Genomic DNA, 13,659 nt, shown 5'->3' with positions numbered 1-13,659 from the left:
GGGTTCAGCCGCCGGAAGGATCTCCGGTGTGGTCGGCTCGACTGTGAAATGCGGTGACAGCGGACTCGATGGTCGGATAGAAGTGCGACGAATCGAACCTGTCGCCCACCCCGAACCGGATGAGCCGATCCTTGATCGGGCCCTTCATCTCCGCGAACACCAACCGGATCTCTTTCCCTTCGAGATACGTGTCGAGGTCGACGAGTTCGTCGACGGCGGTGGTGTCGAGACCGGTGATCGGCTCGGACGCCACGACCACCCACTCGACCGGGGTCGGCGCGGCCGCCACCACCGAGCGCACGTATTCGTCGAAGATCTCGCCGTTGGCGAAGAAGAGGGGAGCGTCGAAGCGCACCAGCACCAGTCCGGGGATGCGGAGGCCGCCGGGGTGGCGTTGGACGTCGTGGAAGCCGGGGCGGTCGGGCGTCCGGACGAGTTCCGTGCGGTACGGCTGCCACGCCTGCGCGACCACCGCGACGAAGGACAACCCGATCGCGACGAGGATTCCCTGCAGCACGCCCACCAGGGCCACCCCGAGGAATGCCGCGACGGCGAGTCCGAACTCCACGGTGCTCATGCGCCACATCCGGACCATTCCACCGACATCGACCAGCGCGGTGGCGGCGACGATCACCACGGCCCCGAGTGTCGCGTCGGGGAGGTACGTGGTGACCCCGGGGGCGACGAGGACGAAGACCAGCACGGCGAGTGCTCCGACGACGCATGCCAGTTGGGTGCGGGCGCCGCTCTGTTCGGCCACCGGGGTCCGCGACCCGCTGGCGGAGACGGGGAACCCGCCGAACAGTCCGCCGGCGATGTTGGCCACGCCGACCGCCTTCATCTCCGTGCTGCCGTTCACGTCTTCACCGTGCCGGGCGGCGAACGTGCGGGACAGCACCCCCGTGTCGGCGAACGCGATCAGGGCGATACCGGCCGCGGGGCCGACGAGGTTCCCCACGTCCCCCCAGTCGACACCGCCGAACGACGGCAGCGGCAGGCCGGCGGGCAGGGCGCCGACCATCCCGATGTCGTCGGTGAGTCCGAGTGCGGCGGACAGGATGATCGCGCCGACCACGGCCACGAGTACGCCGGGGATGCGGGGCAACCAGATGCGGAATCCGACGATGACGGCGAGGGAACCGATGCCCATGGCGGCGGCGACGGGGTCGATGTTGCCCTGAATCACGGACTGTCCGATCTCCCCGATCTCTTTGATGAGGCCGGGCGCGTCGACGGAGAATCCGAGCAGCTTGGGCAGTTGGCCGACGACGACGATGAGCGCTATCGCATTGAGGTAGCCGAGCCGGATGGGCTTCGACAGCAGTTCGGTCACGAAGCCGAGATGCAGGAATCCGCCGACGAGGAGAATGAGGCCGACGAGGACGCCGAGGACGCCGGCGAGGGCGAGCGCGCTCTCCGGGTCGTCGGCCACGGCGAGCGGCAGGACCGCCGCGGCGATGAGCGGCGCCAGCGACGAGTCCGGGCCGAGCACGAGGATTTTCGACGGTCCCACCAGGGCATACGCGAGGAGCGGGATGATCGTCGCGTAGAGGCCGGCGTAGGCGGGCAACCCGGCGGCCTCCGCGTACCCCATCCCGGCGGGAATGAGCAGGGCGGTGAGGACGAGTCCGGCGGTGACGTCGGGGCGTAACCACTCCCGGCGGTATGCCCGCGCCGTCGCGATCCCGGGTAACCGGCCGAGGCTTCCTGTCCAGGACATGGTCGGGTCTCAGCGTGCGCGCTGGGGGTCGACGACGGCGGGGGCGGTCATCGGTGCGGGCGGCTCCGAGTGGAGGTGGCGCCGGCGCCGGAACGCCTTCTCCGCTTCGACGACGATCGGGATGATCAGTGACCACCCGAGGCAGGCGAGCCACTGGCCGCCGGTCAGCGACGTGGTCATGAGGAGGTCCTGGAGGAACCCAGCCTCGACCGCGAACACCGTCACGATGACCGGGATCGACAGGATCTTCAGTGCGCCGAGGATCGGTGGGGTGAGCCCGGATTCCGGGTCGCGCCGCATGACGAGCCCGGCGAGGATGGAACCGAACGACAGCACCACGAACGCCGTCGTCATGGGGACGGTCGCCTCGGTCGTGCTCATCTCGCCCGGCGCGAGGAGCATCGCGGCAAGCGTGACGGCGAACTGCAGGACGCCGTATGCCAGCCACTGCACGAACGCCCTCCGGTTGGCGATCGGCATCTTCGGGTCGCGGGGCGGCTTGTTCATCAGATCCGGCGCAGGCGGGTCGAGCATGATGACGGCGACCGGGAACAGCGTGATGAAGAAGTGCTGGAACAGCACCATCAGCGGGGTGAGCGCGACCCCGTCGTTGATGTCGAAAATGCTCGCGACGAGAAACAGCAGCACCAGCGAGAACAGTTTCGACATCTGGTATCGGATGTAGGACACGATCTTGTCGTAGATGTTGCGGCCCAACCGGATCGCGGTGATCAGGGTACCGAAATTGTCATCGGTGAGCACCATCTTGCCCGCCTGTTTGGTGACTTCGCTCCCCGAGCCCATGGCTACGCCGATATCGGCCTTCTTCAGCGCGGCCGCGTCGTTGACGGCGTCCCCGGTCATCGCCACGACCGCGCCGTTCTTCTGCATGACGTCGGCCAGGCGTAGTTTGTCCTGGGGAGTGACGCGGCCGAACACGTGCAGGTTCGGGAGTGCGGCCGACAGTTCTTCATCGGTCATGGCCTGCAGTTCCGCACCACCGATCGCGCCCGGTCCGAGCCCGAGTTCGGCGCCGATCGCGGATGCCGTGATCGCGTGGTCGCCGGTGATCATGCGGACGTCGATGCCGGCCTCGTGGGCGGTGCGCACCGATTCGATCGCCTCCGGCCGGAGCGGGTCGATGATGCCGACCATGCCGACGAACGTGAGGTCCGCGACGTAGGACATGGGGTCGGCCACCGCGGCCTCCTCCTGCCCGTCGAGGCGGCGGACCGCGAAGGCCAGCACGCGAAGCCCCTTCTCGGACATGGTCCGATTCGCTGCCGTCAGTTCCTCCCGGACCTCGTCGAGCGGCACCTCCTGCCTGCCCGGCCGGAAGGCGGTCGCGCACCGCGCCAGGACCACGTCGGGCCCGCCCTTGACCAGTTCCACGAATTGGGTTCGGCCATCGACTTCCAGATGGTGGAACGTCGCCATGAACTTGTATGCGGAGTCGAACGGCACGGCGGCGACGCGCGGATACGTTCGCCGGGTCAGTGGGGCGTCGACACCGATCTTCGCCGCGAGCACCACCAGCGCGGCTTCCGTCGGGTCGCCGACGACCTCTCCGGTGCCGGAGACCGTGGCGTCGCTGTCGAGGCACAACCCGTACGCGAGCAGCGTGAAATCCGGGGCGGCCTCGCCCGCGACGTGGGTGATCTTCCCCGACTTGGCGTAACCCTCACCATCGACGGTGTACCACCGGCAGTGGAAGTACAGCGACCGCACGGTCATCTGGTTCATCGTCAGCGTGCCGGTCTTGTCCGAGTTGATCACGCTGGTCGCGCCGAGCGTCTCGACGTCCGTGAGATTCTTCACGATGGCTTTGGCGTCGGCCAGCTGCCGTGCACCGTAGGCCAGCATCGCCTGGACGAACGTCGGCAGACCGGTGGGGATCGCGGAGACCCCCATGGAAATGCCGAGCAGCAGAAGCGTCGTCACGTCCTGTCCGCGAATCACCCCGATGATCACGATGATCGCCACCGAAGTCCACGCGATGACGCCGAGCACTTTCGTGAGCGAGTCCAGTTCGCGCTGCAGCGGGGACTTGCTCGGTGCGACCGCAGACAGCATCGACGCGATCTGGCCCATCTGGGTGTGCATTCCCGTCTCGGTGACCACCATGGTGGCGGTACCGCGGGTGACCGAGGTGTTCTGGAAACCCATGTTGCTGCGGTCGCCGAGAGAAACGTCGATGGTGCCGAGCGTCTGGGGGTCCTTCGCGACGGGTGCACTCTCACCCGTCAGTGCCGCCTCCTGGGTCTCCAAGGTGGCCGTCGTGAGCAGGCGGCCGTCCGCGGGGACGATGTCGCCCGCCTCGAGCTGCACGACGTCGCCCGGCACGAGCTCGGTGGCGTCGAGCTGGGTCAGAGTGCCGTCGCGGACCACCCGCGCCTGCGGTGTCTGCATCTTCGCCAGTGCGTCGACGCTGGCGCGCGCCTTCACTTCCTGCCGTGTGCCCAGCACGATGTTGAGCCCGACGAGAACCGCGACCACGATCGCCGTCGGGATTTCGCCGATGACGATGCTGACCACGGCCACCGCGACCAGCATCAGGTTCATGGGGTCCTTCAACTGCAGCAACGCGATCGACCACGTCGACGGCGCCGGCTCGGAGGCGATCTCGTTCGGACCGTGCCGTCGGCGACGTTCGTCCACTTCGCCGGCCGTCAGCCCCGCCTGCCGATCGGAGGCCAGTGCGGACACGACGGCGTCGGCGTCCTGGGCATGCCAGGCAGTCTGCGCTTGCGCGGGTTCCGTCGAGACCATGACCGCTCGTCCTTTCGGCTCGGATTCTCAGTAGGGGGTGGGAATCCAGTGCAGTGGCTGCCTCGGCGCCTCGTAGCCGTGCGGGCCCCGCCGCTCCGGCAAGGTGATGTCGGGGCGTTCGAGGGGTTCGTAGGGGATCTGGCTCAGCAGGTGGCTGATGATGTTGAGCCGACCGCGTTTCTTGTCGTCGTTGACCGCGACGTACCAGGGCGCCCAGCCGGTGTCGGTGAAGTGGAACATCTCGTCCCGCGCCCGCGAGTAGTCGTACCAATGGGTGTACGACTTCAGGTCGAGGTCCGACAGCTTCCAGACCTTCCGCGGATCGTCGATCCTGCTCTGCAGGCGAAGCGTCTGTTGTTCCTCGCTCACCTCCAGCCAGTACTTCAGCAGGATGACGCCCGAGTCGACGATCGCGCGTTCGACCGTCGGGACGAGTTGGAGGAACTGCTGCGCTTCCTCCTCGGTGCAGAAACCCATCACCCGTTCGACGCCCGCGCGGTTGTACCAACTGCGGTCGAAGATGACGACCTCTCCGCCGGCCGGGAGATGGGGCAGGTACCGCTGCACGTACATCTGCGACTTCTCGCGATCGGTCGGGGCAGGCAAGGCGACGACACGGAATACGCGCGGACTGACCCGCTCGGTGATCGCCTTGATCACGCCGCCTTTCCCGGCGGTGTCGCGGCCCTCGAAGACGATGCAGATCCGCGCATCCGACGATTTCACCCACTCCTGCAATGCGACGAGTTCGCCGTGAAGCGGACGGAGTAGGCGGCGGTACTTCTTGTTCTTCATCGGTGCGGCAGGCTCGGCACCGTCCGGCCGGGGCAGGTCGCGGCCGGATTTCTCGTGCTTCGACTTCTTTCCCACGGCTTCTACCCTGGCCGCCGACTGCTCAGACCCGATCCGGATTCCAGGTCGACACGGCCCAGATCACCACGACGTCGAGGGCGATGATGAGCACCGACCACCACGGGTAGTAGGGAAGCCACAGGAAGTTGGCGAGTATGGAGACGGCCGCGATCACGATCGCGGACACTCGCGCCCATCCCGCGCCGGTGAACAGCGCGAGGCCGACGCCTGCGACGAGCACACCCAGCACGATGTGGATCCAGCCCCAGGTGGTCAGGTCGAACTTGTAGATGTAGTTCAGCCCCGCCACGAATACTTCGTTCTCGGCAACCGCAGCGATTCCTTGGAAGAGGTGGATGATCCCCACGGTCACCATGATGATGGCCGCCCCGATCGAAGTGCCTGCCGCGACGCCCTGCTTGACCGACGTTGTCTCGGACATGACCGTCCCTTTCCCTACTGCGAGCCGGGCGGCCCGGTACCTCCATTGTCCGCCGTTCCACCTGGCGGTAGTCGGGAAATTGGATTTCCGCGGACTCTGCGGATACTGGATTGATCCCAGAATCAGGCATATTCACCGCCCTGACACCGAAGCGAGTTGCTCGAGAGGCCATTTCGTGTCTTGACGGTGGTTTCGCAGCGGGACGACGATGAGTCGATGACCGGCGATGACGAACTGCTTCAGATCGAGCGGGTCATCGAACGCCTGACGACTCGGTATCCGGCCGCCTCACCCGTGGACGTCGAGCACATCGTGCGCACCGTTCACAAGCGCCTCGCGGAGTGCAGGATCCGTGATTTCGTACCCCTCCTCGTCGAGAAGGCGGCACGGCGCGAACTTGCCGACAGTACGGTGCCGGCCGCCGGTGACATTGTGCTCTAGCGGTGTCGTCGCGGGCCGGGTAATACTAGTGCGACGCCGTGTGTGGCTGTCGCTGCTGTCTTCAGAAGAGAGGTCCTGCAGTGAACGACACCGATTTCGACGAACTCGGGCCCATCGACTATCTCGTCGTGGAGTTTCCTGCCGACCGGAGACCCGACGGATCGGCGTTGCCCCTTCTGATCGACCTGGTCGAACGAAACATCATCCGGGTGCTCGATCTGATCTTCGTCCGTAAGGAAGCCGACGGATCACTCGCCGGTGTCGCCATCGAGGACCTCGGGCTCGACGGCGGTGTGGACGTGACGCTGTTCGCCGAGGCGGCGACGGGTCTGATCGACCGAACAGACCTCGAGGACGCGGCTGCCGTCCTGGCCCCCGGATGCTCCGGAGCGATCCTCGTCTACGAGAACTGCTGGGCCGCACCGTTCGCCTCCGCCCTCCGGCGCGAGGGCGCGCAGCTGGTGGCCTCCGGGCGAATCCCCGTCCAGGGCATTCTGGCGGCGCTCGACACGCTCGACACCACCAATTGAGATTCGAGGAGGCCGGAATCCTGGCCTGCTGACCGGAACACCTAGTGGACGGAGCGTCGAAAATGGAAGGTTTCTGGGAGTTCTTCTGGTTCATCTTCGTCTGTTTCGCCTTCGCGGCCTACTTGTCCGTGTTGTTCTCGATCATCACCGACCTGTTCCGGGATCGCGAGACCTCGGGGTGGGTCAAGGCGATCTGGATCCTCTTGCTGTTCGTCATTCCCTTCCTGTCGGCACTGGTGTATGTGATCGCCCGCGGCGACGGCATGGCGAAGCGGTCGATGGCCGCCGCTCATCAGGTCAAGCAGGCCCAGGACTCCTACATCCGCGACGTCGCCGGGAAGTCCCCGGCTCAGCAGATCACGGAAGCCAAGGCGCTGCTCGATTCCGGCGCGATCACCGACGCCGAGTTCCAGGCGATCAAGACGAAGACACTGGCGTAGCGTCGGTCGGCGGTCGGCCGGGCCGACTCGGCAGAAATCCGAACATCCCACGTGGGCTTCGGTGTTCACGGGACGTGGTGTGATTGCGGATTGCCGTCGATAGCGACTCTGTGACGGCTACGCTTGGTAGGTGCCGAACGATGTGATCGATGGTGCACCCGAGCGCGAAGCCGGTCCTGTCCGGCCACCCGGGCATCGTCGCTGGCTTCCGGACCGCTATGCCTTCGGGGGGCTGGTGGTCGCGGTCCTGTTCGTGTGGCTGTCGTTGACGCCGACACTGCTGCCGCGCGGTCCGTTCTTCCAGGGATTGGTCACCGGCGTCTCGGCGGCGATCGGCTACGCCATCGGATTCCTCGGTTCCAAGTTGGTCCGCTACCTCGTGCAGCGGGAGGCGCCCACCCATGTGAAGACAATGGTGCGCCGGGTGGCGTCGGTGATCGGAATCGTCGGAACCGTAGCGATACTGGTGTGGTTCTGGGATTGGCAGTCGCAGTTGCGGGCGATCATGAGTGCCGCACCGTTCCCGTGGTTCGGCTATCTCGTCATGGTGGTCGTGGCGGTGCTGATCTACGTCGGGTTGGTGGCGCTTGCCCGGGTGCTGCTGCGGGCGGTGCGGTGGGTCGAACGCAAGATCAGCCGGGTGGTGCCGCGGCGGATCTCGGCGACGGCCATCGGTGTACTGGTGGTGGCGCTGCTGTTCGCACTCGTCAACGGCGCCGCGGTGCGCGTGATCATGTCGGGGCTGAACAATTCGTTCGCCGCCGTCAACCAGGAGACCAAGGCCGGTGACGAGCCGCCGACGTCGTCGCTGCGTTCGGGCGGACCGGACTCGCTTGTCACGTGGGATTCGCTGGGACGGCAGGGTCGTTCATTCATGTCGCGTGGCCCGACCGTCGAAGAATTGTCCGCGTTCAATGGTGGGCGGCCCGCGGTGGAGCCGATCCGGACGTACGCCGGGCTGGCCAGCGGCGGCGATTCGATCAGCGGGAACGCCCAGCTGGCAGCGGACGAACTCGAACGCGCCGGCGGGTTCGATCGTGCGGTCGTGGGCGTGGCCACTACCACCGGTACCGGGTGGATCAACGAGAGCCTCGCCTCCTCGCTGGAGTACATGTACAACGGCGACACCGCGATGGTCGGATTGCAGTACTCCTATCTGCCGAGTTGGCTGTCGTTCCTGGTCGACAAGGAGCGTGCGCACCAGGCCGGGGAGGCGTTGTTCGACGCGGTGTACGACAAATGGAAGGTATTGCCACCGGAAACTCGTCCGAAACTCGTCGTGATGGGAGAGAGCCTCGGATCCTTCGGGGGCGAAAGTGCATTCGGCAGTGTCGACGACGTCGAGGCTCGTACCGACGGCGTGCTGTTCACGGGGCCGCCGAACGCGAACGAGATATGGACCGACGTCACCACGAACCGCGATCCGGGCTCGCCCGAATGGCTGCCGATCTACGAGCAGGGCGAGACCGTCCGATTCGGTGCGCGGGCGCAGGAGGACCTGCCGCGCCCCGACGCCCCGTGGGGACGGCCGCGGATGGTCTACCTCCAACACCCGTCGGACCCGATCGTCTGGTGGTCGCCGGAACTGCTGCTGAGCGAGCCCGACTGGCTGAAGGAGGACCGTGGCTACGACGTCCTCGACAGCACACAGTGGTTCCCGTTCGTGACTTTCCTCCAGGTGGCGGCCGACATGGCGGTGTCGACGGGCGTTCCCGACGGGCACGGACACACGTACGTCGTCGACATCGCCGACGCGTGGAGCGCAATCCTGTCGCCCGAGGGCTGGACCCCGGCGGATACCGAGCGCCTGCGGACGACGCTCGCCGAGATGGGGGAGGACGGCTGACCTGTTGTGCGGGCCGGCGGCTACGGCGCCGCGAGGAAGGACCTGACAGCGGGCGCGAGATCGGCTGCGTTGGTGACGATGTCGAGGTGACCGCCGGGGTGCAGGTGCAGGGTCGCGTGTGGCAGGAGCGCGTTCATGATGTGGGCGTTGGCGATGGGAATGATCGGGTCGTCGGTGCCCGCGACGATCAGTGTGGGCTGCCGGATGAGCGGAAGTATCGGCAGGCTCGTCCACATCGCCCCCGCGAGGAGTTGATGGAGATAACCGATGCGGGAGCCCGTGTGCATCTGTTTTCTGAAGACTCGCGCAACGGCTTCACCGCCGAGGCGCGCCGTGCCACCGTACAGGTCGCCGGCGATGGCAGCCGCATAGCCGGTGTCGGTGAACCGTTTCGGAGTCAGCATCTTCGCGAGCACACGCGGGTGGCCCGGAATCATCAGGGCCCCGGTCCCGGTCGCGACGAGGACGACGCGCCGACAGCGCCGCGGATTCTGCAGGGCGAACTGCTGGGCCAGCGCTCCGCCCCAGGACAAGCCGAGGATGTCGACGACATCGACCCCGATCTCGGCGAGGAGGCGGCTCAGGCCGCACGCGAGGGCAGGAATCCCGTACGGGACCGGTGAGGCCGGCGAACCCCCGGTACCGGGCACGTCGAAACTGATGATCGTCGCCGCCGGATCCATTGCGGCGACCAGCGGGTCCAGCACTTCCAGGCCCGCTCCGATGCCGTTGCACAGAACCAGGGGCACACCGGTCCCGCGGCGGATCCGCACCCGGATTCGCCGACCGCCGACCGGAACGACCTTGTCGTCGAACTGGTCGCGCCCACCGAACAATTCGGTCACGCTCACGTGTAGAGCACCACGACGTCCGCGATGCACACCGGACGCGTTCCGCCGTCGATCTCGTAGGTCAACCCGAAGACTGCCTCGATGCCGGCCGGTTTCCGTTGCGCGGCGATCACGGACACCGTGACGCGCAGTGCCGAACCGACGGGCACGGGCGCCGGGAACCGCACCTTGTTCAGGCCGTAATTGAGGGCGGCGTGCACGCCGTCGACGGTGAGAACCTCGGCGAGGACGCTCGGGGCCAGCGACAGCGTGAGATAGCCGTGCGCGATGGTGCCGCCGAAGGGGCCATGGGCCGCCCGTTCGGGATCGGTGTGGATCCACTGGTGGTCCCCGGTCGCGTCGGCGAACAGATTCACCTGATCCTGAGCAATTTTGAGCGTGCCGGTAGTTCCGACGGTCTGTCCGACGAGCCCGAGGAGATCGGTGGGGTGGGCAAGGTTCATGGTCATGGTGTGCCTCTGATCGTGTCGTGCGGGTCAGCTGTGATGGACGTAGGTGCCCGGTGCCGGCCCGAGCGGGGGGAACTGCCGGGCACCGAGGCTGCCGGGGGCGTCGATGTCGGGTCCGCTGCGCTCGGCCAGCCAGCGGGCGTAGTCGGGCCACCACGAGTCCGGTGCGGTCTCCGCCGCGGCCAGCCATTCGTCCGGAGTCTCCGGGTCGGGCTGCCCGAATCGGAAGGACGCTCGCGGATTGCCCGGGGGGTTCACGAGTGAGGCGATGTGACCGTTCGACGACAGCACGAACCGGGAGTCCTTGCTGCCGAGAAGGCGAGCGCTCCGGTAGGTGGACTGCCACGGGCAGAGGTGGTCGGCGGAGCCGCCGACGACGTACGCGTCGGCGGTCACGGTGGCCAGGTCGACGGGTGTGCCGAGCATGGTCGCAGCGCCCGGCGTCGTGAGCGCGTTGCGCAGCCCGAGCAGGACGAGATCGCGGTGCAGTGCCGCCGCCATGCGGGTGGTGTCGGAGTTCCAGAACAGCACGTCGAAGGCGGCAGGAGCCCGGCCCTGCACGTAGTTGTTCACCCAGTACCGCCAGACCAGGTCGGTCGGACGCAGCCAGGCGAACATCTCGGCGAGGGTGCGGCCGTCGAGATACCCCTTGGCGGCCGAGTCGCGGATCGCGGCCGCGGCGGCGCGCTCGCTCATGACGGCAGCCGCGGTGCCGGCCTGGGTCTGGTCGAGGACGGTGACGGCCAGGGTGAGGCCGGCGATGCGGTCGCCCTCACCGATCTCGGCGAGATGTGCCGCGACCATCGCCGCGAGAATCCCACCCGAGCAGGTGCCCAGGACGTGGGCGCTGTCGGTCCCGGCAATGCACTGCGCCGTATCGAGCGCCTCCACGATCGCCGCGCCGTACGTGTCGGCATCCCAGTCCCGGTGCCGGGCGTGGGGGTTGCGCCAGGAGATCGCGAAGACCTGCTGACCCTGCTGCAGGAGGTACTCGATCAGACTGCGGCCCGGTGCAATGTCGAGGATGTAGTACTTGTTGATGACGGGCGGGACGATCAACAGCGGTGTGGCGTGGACCTTCTCCGTCTGCGGCGTGTAGTGGATCAGTTCGAAGGTGCGGGTCTGCAGGACCACGGCACCCTTCGTCGCAGCCACGTCCTCCCCGACGGCGAACGCGTCGGGTTCGACCATGGCGGGCACGCGCGGTTTCGACAGCATGTCGCGGACGAGCGCGCGGACTCCGCGTGCCGCACTGAGGCCGCCCGTGTCCACCATTGCCTTCCAGCCCAGCGGGCTGAGAAGTGGATTGTTGGTGGGGGACATGCCTTCGACGAGGTTGTCGAGGACGAACCGCATCCGCTCGTGGTCACGCCAGTCGAGTTCGGCGTCGTCGAGCAGGGCCGCAGCGGTGTGCGACGTCGCGAGATACGCCTGCATCGCCCGGCGCAGGGCCGGATTCTGCTGCCACGCGGCGTCGCCGAAGCGTTTGTCCGACTTCGCGGGAGTTCGATCCGAGGTGCCGACGGCGATGGCGCCGAGTTCGCGGACGAGGGCGCCGCCGCGCCGGGCAACGGTACCCGGCCGGCCGGCGAGGCCGACCCCGAGACGGGTCCACGAGGTGTCGGGGAGCATGCGGGCGGCGACGCCGCGGGTTCCGCTGGTGAGCAGAAGGTCGAGGGGAGCGGTGAGCTCGTCGGGGATGGTGGGGAGGGGAGTGTCGCTCACGCTTGTGCTTTCGGTATCAGAGTGCGGCCGGGGCGCGGCCGAGTTCGCGTTTGAGGATCTTGCCGGTGGCGGTCATGGGAAGGGTGGTGACGAATTCGACGGTGCGGGGGTACTTGTAGCTCGCCATCTGCTGCTTGGCCCAGGCGATCACCTCGTCCGCGGTGACCCGTGCGCCGGGCTCGAGGATGACGTACGCCTTGATCTCCTCGCCGTGACTGTCGTCGGGGACGCCGACGACGGCGGCGAGAGAAATGGCGTCGTGGCCGAGGAGGACTTCTTCGATCTCACGGGGGTACACGTTGAATCCGCCGCGCACGATCAGGTCCTTGGCCCGGTCGACGATGTAGTAGAAGCCGTCGTCGTCGACGCGGGCGAGGTCGCCGGTCCGGAACCAGCCGTCCCGCAGCACTTCTGCCGTGGCGTCCGGGCGGTTGTAGTAGCCCTTCATGATGTTGTGGCCGCGCAACGCGATCTCGCCGATGTCACCGGCGCCGGTGACGGTGTTCCAGTCCTTGTCGACGAGCCGGGCCTCGATTCCCCACACGGGGACACCGATCGAGCCGGGCCGTGGATCGCCGCCGGGATCGCTGAACGTCGCGAGCGGCGAGGTCTCGGACAGTCCGTATCCCTCGAGGATCTGCACACCGAAGCGGTCGGCGAACCGGGTGAGGATCTCCACCGGCAGCGCGGCGCCACCGGAGATCGCGAGTCGCATGTTGCCGGCGATGCGGTCGATGTCGGCGGGGTGTTCGTCGAGGGCACCGAGCAGACCCCAGTACATGGTGGGCACCCCGGCGAAGACGGTGATGTTCTCCCGTTCGATGAGATCGAGTGCGGCGGCGGCCTCGAACCGGGGCAGCAGCACGAGAGTCGCCCCGACCGAGATGCCGGCATTGAGGGTGACGGTCTGGCCGAACGAGTGGAACAGCGGCAGGGTCACCAGGTACCGGTCGTGGGTGGCCGGTGTGCTGTCGAAGAGCCGGTTGGCGGTCAGCGCGTTGAGCACCATGTTGGCGTGGGTGAGCTCAGCGCCCTTGGGTTTTCCGGTGGTCCCGCTCGTGTAGAGGATGACGGCGGTGTCCCCGGGTTCGCGGACCACGGTCTCGACCTCGGCGTCGCGATCCGCGACGGCGTCCGCGAGTGTTCCGATGCCGTCGATCGTGGCGGGAGCGTCCGGGTCGGTGGTGATGCGGAACATGCTGCGGCAGTGCGGACTCTGCGTGAACGCGGAGCGCCCGTACTCGCCCATCGGCAGGTCGGGGGTGCCGTCGTAGCACAAGTACGCCTTGGCGTCGGAATCTGCGAGGTGATAAGCGATCTCGCGGTCCTTGAGGAGGACGTTGAGCGGTACGACCACCGCGCCGGCCTTGAGGATGCCGTAGTAGACGACGGGGAACTGGGGGATGTTGGGACAGGAGAGCGCGACCTTGTCACCGGGTTCGATGCCGCACGACATCAGCAGGTTCGCGACCTGGTTCGACCGGGCGTCGAGGTCGGCGTACGTCATCCGTGCGTCGCCGAGAATCAGGGCATCGCGGTCGGGGAATCGGCGGGCGGAATCTTCGAGAAGGACGGAAAGGTTGAGCACGGGAGA

12 protein-coding genes are annotated in these 13,659 nt (G+C 67.1%); 4 read left to right on the top strand and 8 right to left on the bottom strand.

Annotation, left to right across the window (positions count from 1 at the left end; all coding sequences use genetic code 11):
- Positions 1-4: 4 nt before the first annotated feature.
- Genes QM693_RS18505 through QM693_RS18490 form a run of 4 tightly spaced genes read right to left on the bottom strand, consistent with a single transcriptional unit; the run spans position 5 to position 5,783 of the window.
- A complete protein-coding gene (locus tag QM693_RS18505; RefSeq protein WP_283353093.1) occupies positions 5-1,720 on the bottom strand; it encodes a SulP family inorganic anion transporter in 1,716 nt (571 codons plus the stop codon).
- Between the two features lie 9 nt (positions 1,721-1,729).
- A complete protein-coding gene (locus QM693_RS18500; protein ID WP_283353092.1) occupies positions 1,730-4,489 on the bottom strand; it encodes a cation-translocating P-type ATPase in 2,760 nt (919 codons plus the stop codon).
- A 27-nt stretch (positions 4,490-4,516) separates the two neighbouring features.
- Positions 4,517-5,359, bottom strand: coding sequence for a polyphosphate kinase 2 (gene ppk2, locus QM693_RS18495; protein WP_283353091.1), 843 nt, complete (start codon positions 5,357-5,359; stop codon positions 4,517-4,519).
- A gap of 25 nt (positions 5,360-5,384) precedes the next feature.
- On the bottom strand, positions 5,385-5,783 hold the full coding sequence (locus QM693_RS18490) for a DUF7144 family membrane protein (protein ID WP_009476827.1): 399 nt from the start codon (positions 5,781-5,783) through the stop codon (positions 5,385-5,387).
- Positions 5,784-5,999: 216 nt separating this feature from the next.
- Between QM693_RS18490 and QM693_RS18485 the strand changes: the two genes are divergently transcribed.
- The 4 genes from QM693_RS18485 (at position 6,000) to QM693_RS18470 (ending at position 9,040) form a co-directional block, all read left to right on the top strand.
- Positions 6,000-6,224: a three-helix bundle dimerization domain-containing protein gene (locus QM693_RS18485; RefSeq protein WP_283353090.1), complete on the top strand. Its 225-nt coding sequence runs from the start codon at positions 6,000-6,002 to the stop codon at positions 6,222-6,224.
- 80 nt (positions 6,225-6,304) lie between these two features.
- Positions 6,305-6,754 (top strand): DUF6325 family protein, encoded by a 450-nt coding sequence (locus tag QM693_RS18480; protein ID WP_011596324.1) that lies wholly within the window; start codon positions 6,305-6,307, stop codon positions 6,752-6,754.
- 62 nt (positions 6,755-6,816) lie between these two features.
- Entirely contained in the window at positions 6,817-7,194 is a 378-nt protein-coding gene (locus tag QM693_RS18475; protein WP_283335801.1) for an SHOCT domain-containing protein, read from the top strand.
- A gap of 130 nt (positions 7,195-7,324) precedes the next feature.
- The gene (locus tag QM693_RS18470) at positions 7,325-9,040 is read left to right on the top strand and encodes an alpha/beta hydrolase (RefSeq protein ID WP_283353089.1); all 1,716 of its coding nucleotides are present in this window, start codon (positions 7,325-7,327) and stop codon (positions 9,038-9,040) included.
- A gap of 20 nt (positions 9,041-9,060) precedes the next feature.
- Here the strand turns inward: QM693_RS18470 and QM693_RS18465 are convergent, their stop codons facing one another.
- Genes QM693_RS18465 through QM693_RS18450 form a run of 4 tightly spaced genes read right to left on the bottom strand, consistent with a single transcriptional unit; the run spans position 9,061 to position 13,653 of the window.
- A complete protein-coding gene (locus QM693_RS18465; protein WP_283353088.1) occupies positions 9,061-9,891 on the bottom strand; it encodes an alpha/beta fold hydrolase in 831 nt (276 codons plus the stop codon).
- A complete protein-coding gene (locus tag QM693_RS18460; RefSeq protein ID WP_283353087.1) occupies positions 9,888-10,340 on the bottom strand; it encodes a MaoC family dehydratase in 453 nt (150 codons plus the stop codon). The genes QM693_RS18465 and QM693_RS18460 overlap by 4 nt, the downstream gene beginning before the upstream one ends.
- 27 nt (positions 10,341-10,367) lie before the next feature.
- Positions 10,368-12,065, bottom strand: a complete 1,698-nt coding sequence (locus QM693_RS18455; protein WP_283353086.1) for a PHA/PHB synthase family protein — start codon at positions 12,063-12,065, stop codon at positions 10,368-10,370.
- A gap of 16 nt (positions 12,066-12,081) precedes the next feature.
- Entirely contained in the window at positions 12,082-13,653 is a 1,572-nt protein-coding gene (locus QM693_RS18450) for a long-chain-fatty-acid--CoA ligase (RefSeq protein WP_283353085.1), read from the bottom strand.
- Positions 13,654-13,659: the final 6 nt, after the last annotated feature.

Source organism: Rhodococcus sp. IEGM 1305 (assembly GCF_030058635.1).
In the GTDB taxonomy this organism is placed as follows: Bacteria; Actinomycetota; Actinomycetes; order Mycobacteriales; family Mycobacteriaceae; genus Rhodococcus_F; species Rhodococcus_F opacus_D.
Note: the sequence above shows the minus strand (reverse complement) of the source record. Positions and strands in the feature narration are given on the sequence as shown.